Genomic DNA, 20,551 nt, shown 5'->3' with positions numbered 1-20,551 from the left:
GCCCCTGGAGGGTTGAAAAAGAAGCGCCCCGGTGAGCGGTGCTCGTCCTGGGGCGCTGCATTGTACAAATTCTGGCGCAAGGATGCCACGTCTGCACGCGGCATTTACGAAATTATTAACGAGTACGCGGGCACACCTCGCCTTCTCCGAAGAAGAAGGCGATTTCGCGTTTCGCGGATTCCAGGGAGTCGGAACCATGGGTGCCGTTTTCGGTGAAGCTGTCCGCGTAGTCCGCGCGCAGGGTACCCGCCAGGGCGTTTGCCGGGTTGGTTGCGCCCAGCAGATCGCGATGACGCTGCACCGCGTTTTCGCTTTCCAGAACAGAGACCACGATCGGGCCAGAGGTCATAAACTCCACCAGACCGTCAAAGAACGGCTTACCGTCGTGCTCAGCATAAAAACCGCGAGCCTGTTCTACGGTCAGGTGCAGCATTTTTGTGCCGACAATTTTAAACCCTGCTGCTTCAAAGCGCGCAAAGATATTACCAATAACGTTTTTTGCCACCGCGTTTGGCTTGATGATGGAAAAAGTACGTTCAATCGCCATTATTAACCTCTGATAAGTGTTCTGTTGTTGTTTACCTGGCGCGGATTATAAAGAGCATCCTGACTGTTGCCTATGGATAAAGGTAACATTTTTTTAAAATAAGATGAGTATTAGCAACAACACGCATGCGTTCGCGGCGGATGGCCTGACAAACGGCGCTGACGACTACAGCAAGGAAAATCTCACCGCCGCAATTTGTCCTGCGCCATCCATCACCAACAGTTGATATTCTCGGTTTTCCACGAGCCGCAACGTGATCGCAGATCCTCGTTCGCTTAACGGTTCGCCATTAAGGAACCACCAACGTTCGCCGCTTCCACCGCTGCTCTGAATCGCGACGCTCGCCTCAAGACTACCCGGTAAACGCTTCACTATCGCCCCGTCACGTATGCCGGAAAGCTGAAGCGGTAAAAGGGCGTCCTGTCCCAGCGGCGGGCACTGTACGGAGGGCGGCGGCAGCCTTGCAGCACGACGCTCCGGGGTCGGTAACCACGGCTCCAGCGGCAGCGGCCAGACGATCAGCGTCCGCTCGCGCGCCTGCGGACAGTCGGCAGCAACGCGTTTTCCCGCGCCGTCCAGCCAGACAGGAAAACGAATACCGCTCACGCCTTCCTGCTCAGGCAACAGCAACGTCGGCGGCTGTGCGCCCTCCAGCAGCCAGCTCGCCAGACGACGGCGACAGTTGGCGTCGCCATCCGCAAGAGATTGTCCGCCAGGCCAGCAAACCGTCCCTCGCGTCACTGACGAAGGGCGCGGATCTTCCGGCAGCGATGCGCCACGGGCCAACAGCAAGTTGTTTACCTGATTCAACAGCGGAATGGCGCTGGCGAATCCAAACTGTCCGGCGACGGGCGTTCCATCCGGTCTGCCGGTCCAGATGCCGATCACATAACGAGCGTTCAGGCCAATCGCCCACGCGTCGCGATAGCCGTAGCTGGTGCCGGTTTTCCAGGCCAGCGGCGCGACGCGGGGTAGCGCGCTGTCAGGTAACGGCTGCGCTTCATCCGCCATGATTCTCCGGATGATCCATGCCGCGCCCGGCGAAAGCAATGGGCGCTCAATCAGCGGCTCGTCCGGTTGCAGGCGCAGCTTTCCCGCCTTACCGTGGCGGGCAAACGCGCTATACGCCGCCGCCATCTCCTCAAGCCGCGCGCCTGCCCCCCCCAGAATCAGCGACAGGTTCGGCGCGGCGCCCGCAGGCAGATACAGCGGCAATCCGGCGTTGCGCAGTTTCGCCGCAAAACGTTTTGGTCCGTAGGCTTCCAGCACCTGCACCGCTGGCAGGTTCAGCGATCTGACCAGCGCCTCACTCATGCTGACGGGGCCGTGGAAGCCGCTGTCAAAATTGCCAGGCCGATAGTCCCCGGTACGACGTGGCACATCCTGTAATAAAGACGCCGGATGAATTAACCCATCATCCAGCGCAAGGCCGTAGACAAAGGGCTTTAACACCGATCCGGGTGAACGGATCGCATTTACCATATCCACATGACCGAATCGCGTGTCGTCATTCAAATCCGCCGAGCCGACCCAGCCACGCACACTCATGTCGGTATGGTCGACCACGATCATCGCCAGGGAACTGCGCGCCGGAAGCCTTCCGTTCCAGTTATTCGCCAGCTCTTCCAGTTGCCTTTGCAACCCGGCATCCAGGGTGGTGACGATTTTGTCGCGCTGGCTTTTGCCCAACATCATGCGCGAAAACAACGGCGCCAACTGCGGCATTTGTCTCGGCGCAAGCCAGACAGGCTCTTCACGCGACTCCTGCACCTGCTTTGGCGACCACACGCCCTGTGTCGCCATTCGCGCAAGCACTTTATTTCGCGCGGCCTCTGCCCGTTCCGGCCACCGGTCGGGACGCAGACGGCTCGGCGCCTGAGGCAGCACCGCCAGTAAAGCCGCTTCGGAATAACTCAACTGCGTCGGAGGCTTACCCAGGTAAGCCCAACTGGCCGCGCCGACGCCCTGCAAAGTCCCGCCAAACGGCGCACGATTGAGGTACAGGGTCAGGATGTCACGCTTAGAGAGGTGCCATTCGAGCTGAAAAGCGCGCCAGAGTTGACGAAACTTGCCGCCGAAGGTTCGCGGATGCGGGTCGAGGAGTCGGGCAACCTGCATGGTTAAGGTGCTGCCGCCGGAAATCACGCGTCCGGCGCTCAGATCCTGCCACGCCGCGCGAAGCACAGAGAACGGATTGACCCCCGGGTGCGTCCAGAACCAGCGATCTTCGTAATTGATGAGCGCCTCAAGGTAGCGGGGGGAGACCTCTTCAACGGTAACCGGATAACGCCAGATCCCTTCCGCGTCGGCGAATCGCCATAACGGTGTACCGTCATGCGCCACGACGACACGGGCCGGATTCACTTCGCGCAGGGGTAAGGGCCAGATTTTATCAGCCGCCAGAACGGCGGCGACCAGAAGGACAGACGCAACTGCCAGCCAGAGCCAGCAGCTGCGTTTGCGACACAATCGGATCATTTACGGCTTAACAATCAGCAGATTGTCAGCCGCGCCGATCGCCCGCCATTGTGGTACATACATTGACTCCACCAGCGGCGTCGGCACCTGGTACGTTCCCGGCGTCACCGCGCGCGCCAGATACACCAGCGTGACGGGCTGCCCTTCATTGATCGCCACGGCGGCGACAAAGCGATCATCGCGGAACTCCATGTGCTGAATGTCCGCCTGTTGCATCTGGTTAATCAGGTTCTGCACTTCGCTGCCGCTTTCCTGCAGGCTGGCGCTGCCATTGGACAGGTTCTGGTTTTCCAGTTCCAGACCGGCTGGCAACAGATCCACCACCAGCGCATCGGGCACGTTCTGGCTGGCCTTCACTTCCAGCCAGACCAGCACCAGTTCGCCACTGCGTAACGAATCCAACGCTTTGCTTTGTCCATCAGTGCCCAGAATATGGCGCTCAATGTGCAAAACATTGCTGGCTGGCGCTGGCGCGGTTTGCGGGTAGCCGCTGACATCCAGGCGCAGCCACATTGGCTGTGTGCCGCTGTTGGTCACCTGCAGCGCGGCAAGTTGATCGGCATCGAAATTGCGGGTTTGCGCGCGATCGCCCGCCAACGGCTGCGTCTCAAGCGACGTCTGCGCCTGCCAGGTTCCCGGCAGATCCTGAAGAGTGCGCGCCGCAAGGAACAACGCGTTATTCTCCTGCGTTGACAGCCAGCGTTGACCAAATGCCTGTTCAGAGAGGGTGTTCAGCAAGCTGTTCTGCGCTTCCGGCTTCAGCTTGTTTTCTTCCAGCAGCGACAGCATCAGCGCGTTATCGCGAAGCGGGCTGCCGTAATCCGCCATCCATTGACGATCGCTGTCGCGCGACGTCGTCAACGCCAGGCTAATCGCCTCGTCGCTACGCTTCGCATCCCCCATATTTTTCAGGGCAATCCCCAGTTGCAGCAGCGGTAAACCGGACGCCGCCTGACCGCGACGCTCCCAGATTTCACGCAGCGCGCCGAGCGGCGCTTTCTGCTGACGCGCCAGCACCAGCGCGGCATAGGCCTGCACGGCAAACTTACTCGCCTGGGTGTCATCGGCGTAGCGAATCGACATCATGCCCGGATCCTGGAGATAGCGCAGCAGACGCGCGTTCCCCTGGTTGATACTTTCCGCCGGGACGCTGTAGCCCTGCTCGCCCGCACGGACAAGAAAGTCCATCGCGTACGCGGTCAGCCAGTATTCTTCCGGACCGTTTTTATCCCACAGCGCAAAGCCGCCGTTATCACGCTGCATCTGCAGCAGACGTGAAATGCCGGTTTCTATCGCCGCACGGCGCTTTTCATCGCTGTCGCCAGCAATGCCCAACGCCTTAAGCTGCGCAGCGTTAGTATAAAGCGACGGGAACAGGCCGCTGGTGGTTTGTTCCAGGCAGCCATACGGATAGGCTTTCAGTTCGCGGATATAACGCGCCAGATTCAGCGGCGGTTTACCGCTAAACAGCAGTTGTCCCTGAGTGGTGACTGGCGAGAAATTGGCCAGTACATCGGCAGGCGCCGACCAGCTTTCGCCTGATTGCAGCATAATGCCGTGATGGGTTGTTTGCGCCGGGAATGCCGGACGAACGCCTATCTTCCACTGTTTTTGCTGCGCCCCCACCGCTTCGCCCGGCAGCGTCAGGCCAGTGAGCGTAGCCTGCAGCTCACCATCGCCAAAGCCCTCTTTTGCGCGCACCGGAATAAACAGCGTCGTACGCACACCCGGCGCAAGAGTGACTGGCGCAGGCTGCTCGCTGATCAACTCAATCAGACCGCTGGTCGTCAGCCCCACGTTTAGGGTCTGCGGCTGGTCCGTAAGGTTAGTGATATCCAGCACCAGACGCGACGTGTCGCCGCTGGCCATAAAGCGCGGCATATTCAGTTCAGCGATAACCGGCGCCGCCACAACGGTTTTGCTTTCGCTACTGCCGAAGTCTTCCGCAGTCCACGCTTGCGCCATGACCCGAAGTTCACCGTTGAAATCGCCAATCGGCAACGTCACGATGCCTTCGCCCTGTTCATTTAGCGTAACTGGCTGCGCCTGTTGGGCGACAATATTGACATGGTTAACCGGGGGTTTACCCCCGCGTTTTAGCTCATCGCCATCGCCACCAAAGCGCAACGCCGCCAGACGTCCCTGACCTTCAATGACCTGACCATAAATATCGTAGATATCCGCGCCATAGCGTTTTTGACCGAAGAACGCCTGCCACGGATCCGGCGTGACGTAATCGGTAATATTCAGCACGCCGCTGTCCACAGCGGATACCAGCACATTTACCTGTTTCGGCGCGGCGCCGTTTTTGGCGCTGGCTTTAATTTTCACCGTCAACGGCTGGTTCGGCCGCATTTTCGCCGGGCTCTCCAGCGTCAGCGCCAGGCGACGATTTTCATCGCCTAACGGCAGATGCAGCAAGCCTACGGCGCGTTTTGGCGTCGCCGAACGCGATTTATCCCCAGGACGCACCACCAGCGTACTCAGATAAAGATCGTGGCGATTCCAGTCTTTATCTACCGGAATTGACAGATCCAATCCAGCCGCCGGTACGTCAATTTCTTGCCACCACACCGGGCCTTCGCTGGATTCCACCATCGCATAACCTTTGCCTGCCGCCGGCGCGGCAATATGCAGCCTGATGGTGTCGCCCGGACGATAAGCGGGCTTATCGAGCTTCAACGTCACGCGATCCGGACGTACCGCCCCGCTGCCGTCGCTGTTGTCCTGCCAGCTATAGCCCGCCCAAAAGCGAACGCTGCTGACAGCATCGTTTGGCGCTTTGACTTCCAGTCGGTAAGCGCCCCATTCCACCGGAAACGACACTTTACCGGTTTCATCGGCGCCGAGATCCAATGTCTGTTCGCCTTCGACCAGATCTTTTTGATCGAAGCGCGATTCCCAGCCCTCGCTTTCCGACCAGTTCCAGTAGTAATCACGGCGTTCACGGATCAACCGCACCTGCAATCCGGATACCGCTTTTTTCACGCCCTGAGCATCGGTATAAACAATATCAAACGCGGCGTTGCTGTCTTCGTCGACAACAGGCTGATTGACGGTGGTGTCGGTGCGATAGTCATACACTGCTTTTACCGCAAACTGCGGACGGATACCCGGCAGCGTGTCGGCTGGCCAAATCGCCTGCTCCGCACGGCGTGTGACCGGGCGACCACCGGACTCCAGCAGGCTGGCCTGCAAGACCACCTGTAACGGCGAATGGGCGTCACGCCACTGGCTGTCGGTACTGACCTCGCCGCGCCCTTGCGCATCCAGCGTTAACTGCACTTCGTCCAGGCTACGTGAAAGGTTCTCCTCCGCGATGTTGCCAAACTGGAAGCCCGGCAACGCCGGAACGGCTTCACGCAATGGTCGGAGGAACAGCTGGCCATGCAGAGCATTACCATTTGCGGGCGCGCCATACAGGTAATAGCCGGTAACCGAGAAATTTACCTTGTCCGCAGGCGCTAATGGCGTTTTCTGCCCACTGAGGTTCAGCGCCATTCGTTCCGGCATAAAATCTTCCACGTGGAAGTCCCACATCCGGCTCTGGTTATCGCCCGTGTTCGCGCGGATATGCCACATGCCGGTCGGCGCGCCGCTGTCCAGCGGGTAGGTAAAGCGGTACAAGCCATTTTGAGCCTGACTCACCACGCTGCGGATCACCTGGCCGTCCGGTTTGACCACCTCGAGCTTAACCGGCTGATCGGGCAGCGACCTGCCGTCGCTGTCGCGCAGCAGTCCATTGAGGATCACCGTTTCGCCCGGACGATAGAGATCGCGCGGGCCGAACATAAAGAATTGCTTGCTGTAGCCTGGCGCGCCTGCGATATCGAACTCGGCCAGGTCCAGCGCCGGCAGTTTGAGATCCAACAGGGTGGTTTGACCGTCTTTCCGCGCTAACAGCAACGCGGCATTTTTCGTGTTCTCCAGTTGCAGATGGCCTTTCCCGTCGCTGGTGGCCTGCGCCAGCGTCTGGCCTTTCTCATCCAGCAGAGAGACATTGACGCCCTGCTGCGCCGCGCCGTTTTCCAGACTTTGGGTAAAAACATCCAGACGGCTCTGGTAGCGATGCGCCGAGACGCCAATGTCGCTTAAGGTAAACAGCGTCGCGGCATTGCTGTATTCATACTTACCGGCTTTCGCCATGACCGCGACATAAACGCCGGTCTGCTGCAGCGGTTTAATCTCACTGAGCGGTAAGAGAAGTTTTTCGCGGGTGTTGCGCGCCGGATTCAGGTCGAAACGGCCAGAATAGACTAAATCGGCCATTTTCAGCAGCGTGTCGGACTCCCAGTTCGAAAGGGAATTGCGATACTCCCACTGGCTGACGAACGCCGCCAGCGATTCCGGCTTCACGCGGAAAAAGTTTACGTCTACGTTGTTCACATTCAACGCCATGACCGGCAGGCCTTCCACCACCTTTCCTGGCAGCAGCGACCCACGACTGGCAAAGCCGACGCTGGGTTGCACGTCACGGGTGGTGAGCGCTTTTTCGTACGTAATGTCGAAGGTCGCGTTGTTCAGCGCTTTAAGATCCCGTTCAACCGTGACCACCAGAGAACGATTAGGCTCCAGATGGCGTAAACGCAGCTCTTTCAGATTGGGCGAAAGCTCCCAGGCGCCATCGACTTTGCCGCTTTTCTTATCCACCACATGCACGGTGCGGGCGAAATCCTGTTCGGGATCGAGCGGAATGGAAAAAGTCAGCACCAGCGTGGCGGCGCCATCGAGCTGCACTTCTGATGCGTCCAACAGCGTTAAGGCTTTGCCTTCGCTTTGCTGGGCCAGCTTTTGCAACTGCGCCGGATCTTTCTGGACAGGCGGTGTGGCCTTTGTTTGCGTCGCTGGCGTATCGCTTTTGGCGACAGTTGTGGTTTTGTCGTTGTTGTCGCACCCAGCCAGCGCCAGCATCAAAATGCAGGCGGCTACGCGTATGTGTTTCATTTTTCATCCCTGGCCGACATGGCCCGTTAGCAACGTAGGACAGACATTATGCGTGAGATTTATCGTTGTGTAAGTCTGTATCCGCTCTGCGCTGTCTGAATTTTTTTTAGAAGTGTGGCGCTACCGGACAATTCGGGCGCTTTTACTTGCCCGTTATCCCTAAACGTCCGAGAATTCTTCTTTTCTGTGACGCAAAAATGGAGATGCTTATGTCCACTTCCTGGTTTGTCGCCGCCGACTGGCTTGCTGAGCATATTAACGATCCGCATATTCACGTTATCGACGCCCGAATGGCGCCGCCGGGACAGGAAGACCGCGACGTTGCACAAGAGTTCCGCGCCGGACATATTCCTGGCGCCGTGTTTTTCGATATCGAAGCGCTTTCCGACCACACCTCTCCTCTGCCCCATATGATGCCGCGCCCGGAAGCCTTTGCCGTCGCCATGCGCGAACTCGGCATACATCAGGATAAGCATCTGGTTGTTTATGACGAAGGAAATCTGTTTTCCGCGCCACGCGCGTGGTGGATGCTGCGGACGTTTGGCGTGGAGAACGTGTCGATCCTGGGCGGCGGGCTGGCGGGCTGGCAGCGCGCTGCGCTGCCACTGGAAGAAGGCGACGTGACGCTGCCGGAAGGCGAATTTGACGCCGCGTTTACCCCCGGAGCCGTGGTGCGTGTTACTGACGTGCTGTTAGCCAGTCACGAAAAAACGGCGCAAATCGTCGACGCCCGTCCGGCTGCGCGTTTTAATGCAGAAGTGGATGAGCCGCGTCCCGGCCTGCGACGTGGCCACGTCCCCGGCGCGTTAAACGTGCCGTGGACCGAGCTGGTTCAGGACGGTGAATTAAAAACGACTGACGAACTGGACGCCATTTTCTTTCGCCACGGGGTCAGTCTGGATCGGCCCATTATTGCCAGTTGCGGTTCCGGCGTGACGGCTGCCGTGGTGGTGCTGGCGCTGGCCACCCTGGGGGTTCCGGACGTTGCGCTGTATGACGGCGCATGGAGTGAATGGGGCGCGCGTGATGATTTACCGGTGGAGCCTGAACCGTCTGAATAAATTCCGACAGGACTTGCTTATCCCCCAATAACCGTTCAACCGCGCCTTTTTTTATGCTGGTTCGGTTCGCGGCCTTCCCGGCACGCTGTGTTCAAAAATCTCAACGTTCAGAACAAGTAAGCCAGGTAGCCGTCCTACGGGGCGGCTTTCCTGTGATCAGAGAATCCGGTTTTGCTTAAAGTCACGCAGGAATCCGCCCCAGCGACGTTCGTAGAACGGTGCGATATGCTCGGTAATAAAGTGGCTGATGCCCTTTTCGCCTTTCACGACCTGACAGATATCAATTGGCTCATCGCCCGGTAAAGTGTCGGTCGCCACGCTGCCCGCCGCCTGAATAATGTCCTCAATATCGCCGTCAGCCTCAATGCCTATCAACAGGTTAGATTCAGCATCGGCACTTTCTTTAATGGAACACAGAAACGCCCGCTTCACCGGCTTGATGGTTTTAAACAACGTGGTGAGCGAATCGATCATCTGGGCTGGCGGTTCAGCGACGTCAGAAAGGATCAATGATTCCCCTCCCTCCAGCACCTCCTGCGAACTCAGAGGATTGCCCTCTTCACCCATTAACAGGCTGATTTCACGCGGCATAAACTCTTTGCCGGTCGGCAGTTTGGCGTTGAGGAACAGCGTCTCGCCCAGGGTCATTTCAAACAGAGTGCGCACGGGCATCACCACAAACGCTTGTTCTTCCTCCACTGCCTGCTGTAGCGCGTCCAGAGAAGTAAAGAACGGAATTACGGAGGTGCCGTCCTCTTTTTCCCAGTGCTGAAGATCCAGCGCAGAGTCTTCGACGATCGCCTCGCCTTCGGCAGCGGTGCCGGGCACCCAGACAGTCGACTCCAGCAAGGTGCGGAAAAAGGCCGGACGGTGCGCGGGTTCTGTCGCCGCTTTCTCCAGCAGAATTTCTAATTCGTTTTTCGTTTCGGACATAGGCATCACACATCGTATTAAAAATGATTGCAGGCCTGACGCAACGTGTCGCGTCAGGCAAAATGCCGGGAGGCGCTTCGCTTGCCCGGCCTACAAAGCGGATTTTAGGCGGTCAGCAGATTCGCAATCGTGCGCACGCCCAGGCCAGTCGCCCCGGCGGACCACTGCTCAACCGGCGCTTTGCGGTAGGTGGCCGAACAGTCAATATGCAGCCAGCCCTGCTGGTAATTTTCGACAAAGTGCGACAGGAACCCCGCCGCCGTGCTCGCACCGGCCGGATACGCCGCGCTGCCGGTATTATTCAGCTCGGCAAAATTCGACGGCAGTTGGTTACGGTGGAACTCCGCCAGCGGCAGACGCCAGAACGGCTCGTTTTCCGCCGCCGCGCTGGCCAGAAGGCGGTTCGCCAACCGATCGTCAAAGCTGAACAGCGCATGATAGTCATTACCCAGCGCCGTTTTTGCCGCGCCGGTCAGAGTGGCGGCGTCGATGATCAGCTCTGGTTTCTGCGCGCAGGCGTCAATCAGTCCATCCGCCAGTACCAGACGGCCTTCCGCATCGGTGTTCATCACTTCCACGTTTTTACCGTTACGATAGCGAATAATATCGCCCAGCTTAAACGCATTGCCGCTGATCAGGTTATCGGCACAGCAAAGGAACAGCTTCACGCGCTTGTTCAGACCGCGGGTAATGGCAAACGCCAGCGCGCCGGTCACCGTTGCCGCGCCGCCCATATCGGATTTCATCGAATCCATAAAAGCGCTCTGTTTGATGCTGTAACCGCCGGAATCGAAGGTGATGCCTTTACCCACCAGACAGGCATAAACCGGCGCATCTTTATTCCCGGTCGGGTTGTAGTCGAGCGCCAACAGCACTGGCGGACGCTCAGAGCCGCGGCCAACGGTATGCAGCCCCATGTAATTCTGCTCGCGCAGGTCTTCGCCTTTCGTAATACGGTAAGAAACATGATCGCACGCTACGCTGCACAGCAGGTCAACGGCGCGCTGCGCCAGCTGCTCCGGCCCCAGTTCTTCCGCCGGGGCGTTGATGGTGTCGCGCACCCAGTCGACGATCGTCAAACGGTTGTCCAGCTCCTGGCGCTGTGCGTCGTCGAGTTGCGGCCACTCGACCTTACGGCTGCCTTTCGGCCCTTTGTAGCCCTGCCAGAAGGCCCAACTGCGATCGGCATCCCATCCGTCACCGGCAAGCTGGACATGCTTAATACCCAGTCCGTCAATTTTACGCGCGGCGCGCTGAATCAGGCCCAGGTCGTCTTTACCGTTGAGGTGCAGGGTAATCCCGTCGCTATTAATACTGTATGTGGCTTTTTCACCCCAGCGTGCGTCGGCAGGCTGAGTGGAAAGCGTGATTTTCATGGCTTCTGTCATTGTTATTTTTCCTTAACTTCGCGCATACAGGAAAACGGGCTACCCGTAGGCAGCCCGTTGTCTTATTCGGCTTCGTCCAGCCAGACCAGCAGAATGGCCTCAAGGATCTTTTCGTTCGATGCCTGCGGGTCATCGTCGAATTCTTCCAGGTCGCAGATCCACTGATGCAGATCGGTGAAACGAACGGTTTTTGGATCGAGATCGGGGAAGGCGTCGTACAGCGCTTCGCCAATTTCACGGCTGTCTGTCCACTTAAGTCCCATACTACCCTCTGTTAATGCTCGCGCGCATGGTTGATTGTGTAACGTGGGATTTCGACCACTAAATCATCTTCGGTGACGCGCGCCTGGCAGCTTAAGCGACTCTCCGGCTCCAGCCCCCAGGCTTTATCCAGCATGTCGTCTTCTTCTTCCGTGCTTTCCGGCAGGGAATCAAAACCTTCACGCACGATGCAGTGGCAGGTGGTACAGGCGCAGGATTTTTCGCAGGCGTGTTCAATCTCGATGCCGTTACGCAGGGCAACGTCAAGAATGGTTTCACCGGTCTTCGCTTCCAGAACTGCGCCATCCGGACAGAGGTCCTGATGAGGCAGAATAACAATCTTTGGCATATTAAACCTCGTCCACGGAATGGCCTTTCAGCGCGCGACGAACCGACTGGTCCATGCGGCGAGCGGCGAATTCCTGGGTTTGTTTGTCTACGTTTTTAATGGCTTGTTCGATAGCGTCAACGTCATCGCCCTGCGCCGCCTCGCTCAGGCGCGCGGCGGCCTCGTCGATAACCTGACGTTCTGCGGCGCTGAGCAGCGCGGCATCCGCAACGAGCGCGCCGGTTAAACTTTCCAGCACGCGCGCCGCTTCGACTTTCTGCTCGGCCAGCATACGCGCTTTCACGTCCTGCTCGGCAAAGCTCATCGAATCCTGAATCATTGACGCGATTTCGCTGTCGGTCAGACCATAGGACGGTTTGACCTGAATAGAGGCCTCAACGCCGGTCGATTTTTCCATTGCGGTGACGCTCAGCAGGCCATCAGCGTCCACCTGGAAGGTAACGCGAATATGCGCCCCACCCGCTGGCAACGCCGGGATCCCGCGCAGCGCAAAGCGCGCCAGCGAACGGCAGTCCTGCACCAGTTCACGCTCGCCCTGCATGACGTGGATCGACATGGCGGTTTGACCGTCTTTAAACGTAGTGAAGTCCTGCGCGCGCGCCACCGGAATCGTGGTATTACGCGGGATCACTTTTTCCACCAGGCCGCCCATCGTCTCGAGGCCCAGCGACAGTGGAATCACGTCCAGCAGCAGCATTTCGCTGTCCGGCTTGTTGCCCACCAGGATATCCGCCTGAATGGCGGCGCCAATGGCGACCACTTTATCCGGATCGATCGCGGTCAGCGGCGTTCGGCCAAAGAATTCGCCAACGCGCTCACGCACCAACGGCACGCGCGTAGAACCGCCCACCATCACCACTTCCAGAACTTCCTGCGGCTCAACGCCCGCGTCTTTCAGCGCGCGTCGGCAGGCCAGTAAGGTACGCTTAACCAGCGAGGAAATGAGTTCATTGAACTGGTCGCGGGTGATTTTCCCCTGCCAGCCCGCCACGTTAACGGTGACAGACTCCGCGTCACTGAGGGCGATTTTCGCGGCGATGGCCGCATCCAACAATTCACGCTGTACGCGGTTATCGCTGCGATCGGCAATCCCGGCCTGTTCACGAATGTAGTCTGCCAGCAGGTGGTCGAAATCGTCGCCGCCCAGCGCGGAGTCGCCGCCGGTTGCCAGCACTTCGAACACGCCGCGGCTCAGGCGCAGAATAGAAATATCAAAAGTGCCGCCGCCGAGATCGTAGACGGCAATCACCCCTTCTTTGCCGGAATCCAGACCGTAGGCAATCGCCGCGGCAGTCGGCTCGTTAAGCAGGCGCAGCACATGCAGCCCCGCCAGACGCGCAGCGTCTTTTGTCCCCTGACGCTGCGCGTCATCGAAGTAGGCCGGAACGGTAATCACCACGCCGTCCAGCTCGCCGGAAAGGGATTCGGTGGCACGCGCGGCCAGCGCTTTCAAAATGTCCGCGGACACCCGCACCGGATTCAGCAATCCCGCTGCGGTTTCGATCATCGGCAGGCCGTTAGCGCTGGCCTGAAAACGGTACGGCAGATGCGGATAACGCGTCTGGATATCCGCCAGCGAGCGGCCCATCATGCGCTTAACCGAACTGATGGTGTTGGCGGTGTCCAGCGCGGCGTTCTCGCGTGCGGTGTAGCCCACCGTGTGGCCCTGCTGCTGATAGTGAACCACCGACGGCAACAGATGACGACCGTCATGGTCAGCCAGCGTTTCGGCCTGACCGCTACGCACGGTAGCGACCAGAGAGTTGGTGGTTCCAAGGTCAATGCCCGCCGCCAGACGACGCTGATGCGGCGCAGCACTCAGACCAGGCTCACTAATTTGTAATAAGGCCATAATTGCTTCCGAAAATTAAAAATCGAGCAGTTTTTCTTCGAGTTGTTCTGCACTGCTTCGCAGTTTATCGAGAAAACGCAGTTTACGCACGGTATCGGCCGCCGCGTCCCACGTCTCGTGATTAAGCTGTTCAACCATCTGCTGATGGCGGCTGTCGAACATGGACTGGACGCGCTTAATAAAGGCGTCGAGCCGCGCTTCGTCTTTCGCCTGTTCAATCTCGTCGAGCTCTTCGCGGAGTTCCAGTTGTTCCATGAGAAAAGCGGTGTCGCGCACCGTATGCTGCTCGCTGGCAAGGTCGAATCCGTGGAGTGAGAGCAGATATTCCGCACGCGTTAAGGGATGGCGTAGCGTTTGCCAGCCCTGGTTGATGGTGGCGGATTGCTGTACGGCGGCAAGCTGTTCAGCCTGGGTGCCACTGGCGAATTTATCAGGGTGATACTGACGTTGCAGATCCTGAAAACGCATCGTCAGGGCCTGGAGATCAAGTGGGTATTGCGCGGGTAATCCGAAGAGAGTGAAGTAATCCATAACTATCTCAGGGGTAGCCTGTCAGAACAAACCCCACACGTAAGACATTACGCGTGGGGTTATCGGTAAGCGCTCAGACGTGGAAGCTTTCGCCGCAGCCACATTCGTCTTTAACGTTCGGGTTGGTGAACTTAAACCCTTCGTTAAGACCTTCTTTGACGAAATCTAACTGCGTACCATCCAGAAATTGCAGGCTTTTGCCGTCGACGACTACTTTCACGCCTTTGTCTTCAAACACGGTGTCTTCCGCCGCCGGTTCATCAACAAATTCCAGTACATACGCCATACCTGAGCAGCCCGAGGTTCTTACACCCAGACGCAGGCCGAACCCTTTACCGCGGTTCGCCAGGAAGGTATTAACTCGCGCTGCTGCACTGTCGCTAAGTGTAATCGACATAACAAAACCTCAACTCTTCTTATTTTGCTTCACGTTTACTTTTGTAGTCCGCAATGGCGGCTTTGATCGCGTCTTCTGCCAGGATAGAGCAGTGAATTTTCACTGGCGGCAGCTCAAGCTCGTCGGCAATATCGGTGTTTTTGATCGCCTGCGCTTCGTCCAGCGACTTCCCTTTGACCCATTCGGTGACCAGGGAGCTGGAGGCGATGGCGGAACCGCAGCCGTAGGTCTTAAAACGCGCGTCTTCAATGATACCTTCATTGTTGACTTTAATCTGCAACTTCATTACGTCGCCACAGGCTGGCGCGCCGACCATACCGCTGCCGACGTTCTCGTCGCTGTTGTCGAAGGAACCCACGTTACGCGGATTCTCGTAATGATCGATGACTTTTTCGCTGTATGCCATGTTGAATTCTCCTTATCGGTACCGATTAATGATGTGACCATTCGATGCTGTTCAGATCCACGCCCTGCTTGTGCATTTCCCACAGCGGAGAAAGATCGCGCAGACGGCCAATGGATTTACGAACCAGTTCGATGGTGTAATCAATCTCTTCTTCGGTAGTAAAACGACCTAAAGAGAAACGGATAGAGCTATGCGCCAGCTCATCGGTCATCCCCAGCGCGCGCAGCACGTAGGATGGCTCGAGGCTTGCGGAAGTACAGGCTGAACCGGACGATACCGCCAGGTCTTTCAGCGCCATGATCAGTGACTCGCCTTCAACGTAGTTAAAGCTGACGTTAAGAATGTTCGGCGCGCCCTGTTCGAGATCGCCGTTCAGGTAGACTTCTTCCATATCTTTCACGCCGTTCCACAGACGGTTACGCAGCGCGCGCAGGCGCGCCATTTCGGTTTCCATCTCTTCTTTGGCGATACGATAGGCTTCACCCATACCGACGATCTGGTGAACAGGCAGGGTGCCGGAACGCATACCGCGCTCGTGTCCGCCGCCATGCATCTGTGCTTCAATACGAATACGCGGTTTGCGGCGAACGTACAGCGCGCCGATCCCTTTCGGGCCATAGATTTTGTGGCCGGAGAAGGACATCAGATCCACTTTCAGTTGGCTCAGATCGATAGGCAGTTTGCCCACGCTCTGAGTGGCGTCCACGTGATAGATGATGCCGCGCGCACGGCACATTTCGCCGATAGTCGCGATATCCTGCACCACGCCGATTTCGTTGTTTACGTGCATGATAGACACGAGGATGGTGTCATCACGCATTGCCGCTTCGAGCGCTTTCAGATCGATAATACCGTTGCTCTGCGGCGCCAGGTAGGTGACTTCAAACCCTTCGCGCTCAAGCTGACGGCAGGTATCCAGCACGGCTTTGTGTTCGGTTTTGCTGGTGATGATGTGCTTGCCTTTTTTCTGATAAAAGTTGGCTGCACCTTTGATCGCCAGGTTATCGGACTCTGTCGCACCGGAGGTAAAGACAATTTCACGCGGGTCAGCGCCGACCAGATCGGCAATCTGATTACGGGCGATATCGACCGCTTCTTCCGCCTGCCAGCCAAAACGGTGTGAACGGGAGGCCGGGTTACCAAAGGTTCCGTCCAGCGTCAGGAACTGCATCATTTTCTCGGCAACACGCGGGTCCACCGGCGTGGTTGCGGAGTAGTCGAGATAAATCGGTAATTTCATTGCTCTATAAACTCCGTACATCGCTTCAATGCAAGGAATCAGGCAACCGGCTGGATGTACGACCGAGTTAGCGGGGCAATACATCATTGCCCCGGCCTGATTCTGAAATACGTTTTACTACTTACTACGCGCGTAATTTAACGTCGATCGCGTCTTGAGCACGATTCGTGCGCGGTGCGTCATGGGTGTGCTGACGATCGGACACATCCAGGACTTCCTGATTATTCACCAGTTCGCCCAACGTAATGTTGTTAAGGAAACCGGTCAGGCGGTCGCTGAGATCGCGCCACAGCGCGTGAGTCAGGCACTTATCGCCGCCCTGACAGCCGCCTTTGCCCTGGCAACGGGTCGCATCCACCGACTCGTCAACAGCGCTGATCACTTCACCTACTGCAATACTGCCGGCATCTTTACCCAGCAGATAACCACCGCCTGGTCCACGTACGCTGGAGACCAGACCATTTTTACGCAAACGGGAGAACAGCTGTTCCAGATAAGAAAGGGAAATACCCTGACGCTCGGAAATATCAGCCAACGGTACCGGGCCCGCTTCGGAGTTGAGCGCAACGTCCAACATTGCGGTCACGGCATAACGCCCTTTAGATGTCAGTCTCATGTCTTACTTAACCTCAAACTCGCCCCTGCCCGGGGTTTTTATTGTAAAATGGGGGTATTGCATAGCAGGGCCAAGTCTGACATTCCTGAGTAAATTGGTCAACTATTTACTTGACTGTTTTAGTCAGGTATTTAACCTTCAGTGCCGTTTTCACCTGCCGGATGGCGCTCCGCTTATCCGGCTTACGGTATGTGCCTTCGGCCTGGCTTACTTCTCTTTCTTTAACTGCTCAATCGACGCCAGCATACCGCGCAGAATGTTCAGCTCCTGGCTCTCCGGACGCGCACGGGTAAACAGACGGCGCAGTTTGTTCATCACCTGCCCCGGATGGTTCTCACGGATAAAACCTGTTGAAAGCAACGTTTGCTCCAGGTGACCGTAAAAACGCTCCAGATCGTCAACCAGCGGGTATGGCGTTTCTTCATGCTCCGCGGCGTCCGGGTTTTCCTGCGTCGCCAGCCAGGCCATGCGGACTTCATAGGCGATAACCTGCACCGCCATTGCCAGGTTCAGCGAGCTGTATTCCGGATTAGCGGCAATCGCGACATGGTAATGGCATTTTTGCAGTTCATCATTGGTCAGGCCGACGCGTTCACGACCAAACACCAGCGCCACCGGCGTATTCGCCGCTTCCGCCACGCTTTTCAGACCGCATTCGCGCGGGTCAAGCATTGGCCACGGCAGCGTGCGCGAACGCGCGCTGGTGCCGACCACCAGGCTGCATCCGGCAAGCGCCTCGTCGAGCGTGTCGACGATCTGCGCGTTGCCGATCACATCGCTGGCCCCGGCCGCCAGCGCAATTGCCTGGGAATCCGGCTTCACCAGCGGATTCACCAGCCACAGATTGGTTAACCCCATTGTTTTCATCGCGCGGGCGACAGACCCCATATTGCCGGTGTGGGAGGTTTCGACCAGCACAATTCGAATATTTTGCAGCATTGTCTTTCTTCGTCTAAAGATTATTCGGCCATATTATCATAAACCGGAGACATATTCCGATCTCGCTGCTATACTCTGCGCCGTTTTCCCGTTCTTTAACATCCAGTGAGAGAGACCGATGCATCCGATGCTGACCATCGCCGTGCGCGCAGCGCGCAAGGCGGGTAATGTAATTGCCAAACACTACGAAACGCCTGACTCAGTAGAAACCAGCCAGAAAGGCAGCAATGATTTCGTGACCAACGTCGATAAAGCCGCAGAAGCGATTATTATCGAAACGATCCGCAAATCTTACCCACAGCACACCATCATCACCGAAGAAAGCGGTGAACATGAAGGTACCGATCAGGATGTTCAATGGGTTATCGATCCACTGGATGGCACGACCAACTTCGTTAAACGTCTGCCGCACTTCGCGGTATCAATTGCGGTCCGCATTAAAGGCCGTACCGAAGTCGCCGTGGTTTACGATCCGATGCGCAATGAACTGTTCACCGCCACCCGCGGTCAGGGCGCGCAACTGAACGGTTACCGTCTGCGCGGTAGCAACGCGCGCGACCTGGATGGCACCATCATCGCTACCGGGTTCCCGTTCAAAGCGAAACAGCACGCCACCTCTTACATGAATATCCTCGGCAAAATGTTTACCGAGTGCGCTGACTTCCGCCGCACCGGCTCCGCCGCGCTGGATCTGGCCTATGTTGCCGCCGCGCGCGTTGACGGTTATTTCGAAATCGGCCTGCGTCCGTGGGATTTCGCCGCAGGCGAGCTGATCGCCCGTGAAGCGGGCGCGCTGGTATGCGACTTCACCGGCGGCCATAACTACATGACGACCGGCAACATCGTGGCGGGTAACCCGCGCGTAGTGAAAGCGATGCTGGCCAGCATGCGTGACGAACTGAGCGACGCGCTGAAGCGTTAAGCAAAATGCCGGAGCCCGCCTCCGGCATTTATTCAAAACGACCTCAGGCCCCTTCCCGTCGGCGCCGCACTCACCCACATCACCACCGCAGCAATCATTAAGAACGTCCCTCCGGCTAATGCCAGCGTCAACCATCCTACCTGCCGCCACAATACCGGCGCACTGTTGCCGCTCAGTCTGGCCGCCAGCGTCCGGAAGCTGTGCACCAGCAGCGCCAGCGATGTAATAGTGAGCGATGTCCCTGCCGCCATCGCCAGCGCCGAGGCCATTCCCCAGTAAAAAACGCCGATGACTTTGCTGAACAGCAGTACCATGATTGCGCCGGAACAGGGACGCATCCCCATTGACAGAATAATCATCAGCCGGGCGCGCCAGTCGTCATCGTTGCTTAGCTGCTGCGGATCCGGTAAATGCTGATGCCCGCAGCCGCAGTTTTCATGATGCGTATGGTGCGGCGTGAAGGCGATGAATTTGGGCTTACGCAGCAGCGCGCGCAGCTTTTTCAACGCCCGCCAGCAGAGCAGGAGCCCGAGGACGCCGACCAATGCGTAACTGCCCTTTTCGAGCCAGAAACTGCTCAAATGGAGTTGCCTTGCCGGAAGCTGTAGCACGCCAAGCACCAGCACCACCAGTCCAATCGCCACCAGCCCTTGCAATAGCGAGGATGCCAGCGTCAGGCCGATACTCGATTTCAGCTTAGAAGGATGGGTCGCCAGCCAGGTCGCGATCACCACCTTGCCATGCCCCGGCCCCAGCGCATGCAGCACGCCATACAAAAAGCTGAACAGCAGCAGCGAGCCGCCCGCTTGTGCCGGATTCGCGGCAACGGTCTTCAGCAAAACGCCCATCTGCTGATTAACTTCCCGCTGCCAGAGCACGCTTTTAATCATCACCTGCGGCCATGCCTGCCAGAGCCAGACGCCGCCCACGGTAGCCAGCAATAAAAACAGCGCCAGCGGCCAAAGAGCCATCCAGCGGCGTGAAGGAAGACGAGTGGGTGACATTACCGACATCTCAGGGTGACCTTCTGCGCAAATTGTTTACCCAGTTCCATATCTTCCGGCGGCGCGTCCGCTTTATCCAGCGACTGGGCAAATTTCAGGGATTCTTCGCTGGGGGTCGGGGTATGCATGGCAATGTCGCACTGCGTTGCCATCGCCGGAGAGAGCGTGGCGTCACTGTCTTCTTCATAACTCATATCGACGTAATAGCTGGGATCGAAAGTAGAAAAGGTAAAGGTTTGCCCGCTCAGCGACTGCGGTTCAGCGAGTGGCAGAGTAAACGTCAGTACAGCCTGATGGGCTTCACGCGCCATACCGTATTCCGTGGGACGATTTTTAAATTTCACCCGCTGCCCGTTATGCCACATTTCGGTGAAATAATGCTGTCCCAGCACGTTCGCCATCACTTCCGCCGCCAGTTTCTTCCAGACTTCCGAGCCGGGTTTCGCCTCCCCCGCGTCGTAAAGCAGGTCGGCTGAGGTTAACTCATCCATCGTCCAGCGCATTTTTAACGCGATCAGCCGACCATCCTCACTCACCGTTTCTGTTTTCAGGCGGATAAAGCTATGAGGATGCGCCACCGCCATAGAGGTCATAAAAAACATCAGGCACGCCAGCGCGCTGCGTTTAACCAGTGGCATCATTACCTCTCAATTCGGCTACAAGCCACGAAAAACCAGCGTGGC

At 57.6% G+C, this 20,551-nt stretch carries 18 protein-coding genes; 2 read left to right on the top strand and 16 right to left on the bottom strand.

What is annotated here, in order from left to right:
• Window positions 1-115: 115 nt before the first annotated feature.
• From ndk to HVX72_RS05925, 3 genes are all read right to left on the bottom strand, one after another.
• Window positions 116-547 (bottom strand): nucleoside-diphosphate kinase, encoded by a 432-nt coding sequence (ndk, locus tag HVX72_RS05935; RefSeq protein ID WP_042291400.1) that lies wholly within the window; start codon window positions 545-547, stop codon window positions 116-118.
• A 165-nt stretch (window positions 548-712) separates the two neighbouring features.
• Complete coding sequence (gene pbpC, locus HVX72_RS05930) at window positions 713-3,025, bottom strand: peptidoglycan glycosyltransferase PbpC (protein ID WP_181822755.1); 2,313 nt, start codon at window positions 3,023-3,025, stop codon at window positions 713-715.
• Entirely contained in the window at window positions 3,026-7,969 is a 4,944-nt protein-coding gene (locus HVX72_RS05925) for an alpha-2-macroglobulin (RefSeq protein ID WP_181822754.1), read from the bottom strand.
• Window positions 7,970-8,178: 209 nt separating this feature from the next.
• On the opposite strand from HVX72_RS05925, the gene sseA reads away from it, so the two are divergent.
• Complete coding sequence (sseA, locus tag HVX72_RS05920; RefSeq protein ID WP_060570498.1) at window positions 8,179-9,030, top strand: 3-mercaptopyruvate sulfurtransferase; 852 nt, start codon at window positions 8,179-8,181, stop codon at window positions 9,028-9,030.
• Window positions 9,031-9,186: 156 nt separating this feature from the next.
• Here the strand turns inward: sseA and sseB are convergent, their stop codons facing one another.
• From sseB to trmJ, 11 genes are all read right to left on the bottom strand, one after another.
• Window positions 9,187-9,963 (bottom strand): enhanced serine sensitivity protein SseB, encoded by a 777-nt coding sequence (gene sseB, locus HVX72_RS05915; RefSeq protein ID WP_181822753.1) that lies wholly within the window; start codon window positions 9,961-9,963, stop codon window positions 9,187-9,189.
• Between the two features lie 104 nt (window positions 9,964-10,067).
• On the bottom strand, window positions 10,068-11,351 hold the full coding sequence (gene pepB, locus HVX72_RS05910) for an aminopeptidase PepB (RefSeq protein ID WP_060570496.1): 1,284 nt from the start codon (window positions 11,349-11,351) through the stop codon (window positions 10,068-10,070).
• 62 nt (window positions 11,352-11,413) lie between these two features.
• Window positions 11,414-11,614 (bottom strand): Fe-S cluster assembly protein IscX, encoded by a 201-nt coding sequence (gene iscX, locus HVX72_RS05905; RefSeq protein ID WP_003037694.1) that lies wholly within the window; start codon window positions 11,612-11,614, stop codon window positions 11,414-11,416.
• Window positions 11,615-11,625: 11 nt separating this feature from the next.
• Complete coding sequence (gene fdx, locus HVX72_RS05900; protein WP_042291414.1) at window positions 11,626-11,961, bottom strand: ISC system 2Fe-2S type ferredoxin; 336 nt, start codon at window positions 11,959-11,961, stop codon at window positions 11,626-11,628.
• A 1-nt stretch (window position 11,962) separates the two neighbouring features.
• Window positions 11,963-13,813, bottom strand: coding sequence for a Fe-S protein assembly chaperone HscA (gene hscA / locus HVX72_RS05895; RefSeq protein WP_060570495.1), 1,851 nt, complete (start codon window positions 13,811-13,813; stop codon window positions 11,963-11,965).
• A 15-nt stretch (window positions 13,814-13,828) separates the two neighbouring features.
• Window positions 13,829-14,344: a co-chaperone HscB gene (gene hscB / locus HVX72_RS05890; protein ID WP_042291420.1), complete on the bottom strand. Its 516-nt coding sequence runs from the start codon at window positions 14,342-14,344 to the stop codon at window positions 13,829-13,831.
• A 73-nt stretch (window positions 14,345-14,417) separates the two neighbouring features.
• Window positions 14,418-14,741, bottom strand: a complete 324-nt coding sequence (iscA, locus tag HVX72_RS05885) for an iron-sulfur cluster assembly protein IscA (RefSeq protein ID WP_003037681.1) — start codon at window positions 14,739-14,741, stop codon at window positions 14,418-14,420.
• Window positions 14,742-14,760: 19 nt separating this feature from the next.
• Window positions 14,761-15,147 (bottom strand): Fe-S cluster assembly scaffold IscU, encoded by a 387-nt coding sequence (iscU, locus tag HVX72_RS05880; RefSeq protein ID WP_002913991.1) that lies wholly within the window; start codon window positions 15,145-15,147, stop codon window positions 14,761-14,763.
• Between the two features lie 25 nt (window positions 15,148-15,172).
• Complete coding sequence (iscS, locus tag HVX72_RS05875) at window positions 15,173-16,387, bottom strand: cysteine desulfurase (protein WP_181822752.1); 1,215 nt, start codon at window positions 16,385-16,387, stop codon at window positions 15,173-15,175.
• 124 nt (window positions 16,388-16,511) lie between these two features.
• A complete protein-coding gene (iscR, locus tag HVX72_RS05870) occupies window positions 16,512-17,003 on the bottom strand; it encodes a Fe-S cluster assembly transcriptional regulator IscR (RefSeq protein ID WP_042291424.1) in 492 nt (163 codons plus the stop codon).
• Between the two features lie 207 nt (window positions 17,004-17,210).
• On the bottom strand, window positions 17,211-17,942 hold the full coding sequence (trmJ, locus tag HVX72_RS05865) for a tRNA (cytosine(32)/uridine(32)-2'-O)-methyltransferase TrmJ (RefSeq protein ID WP_042291428.1): 732 nt from the start codon (window positions 17,940-17,942) through the stop codon (window positions 17,211-17,213).
• A gap of 118 nt (window positions 17,943-18,060) precedes the next feature.
• Here trmJ and suhB point away from each other — a divergent pair, with 118 nt between their 5' ends.
• Window positions 18,061-18,864 (top strand): inositol-1-monophosphatase, encoded by an 804-nt coding sequence (gene suhB, locus HVX72_RS05860; protein ID WP_042291430.1) that lies wholly within the window; start codon window positions 18,061-18,063, stop codon window positions 18,862-18,864.
• A gap of 32 nt (window positions 18,865-18,896) precedes the next feature.
• Here the strand turns inward: suhB and HVX72_RS05855 are convergent, their stop codons facing one another.
• Complete coding sequence (locus HVX72_RS05855) at window positions 18,897-19,877, bottom strand: nickel/cobalt transporter (RefSeq protein WP_181822751.1); 981 nt, start codon at window positions 19,875-19,877, stop codon at window positions 18,897-18,899.
• A complete protein-coding gene (locus tag HVX72_RS05850) occupies window positions 19,868-20,506 on the bottom strand; it encodes a DUF1007 family protein (protein ID WP_181823246.1) in 639 nt (212 codons plus the stop codon). The genes HVX72_RS05855 and HVX72_RS05850 overlap by 10 nt, the downstream gene beginning before the upstream one ends.
• Window positions 20,507-20,551: the final 45 nt, after the last annotated feature.

It is taken from the genome of Citrobacter sp. RHB21-C05, from assembly GCF_013889015.1.
Taxonomy (GTDB): Bacteria; Pseudomonadota; Gammaproteobacteria; order Enterobacterales; family Enterobacteriaceae; genus Citrobacter_A; species Citrobacter_A sedlakii.
Note: the sequence above shows the minus strand (reverse complement) of the source record. Positions and strands in the feature narration are given on the sequence as shown.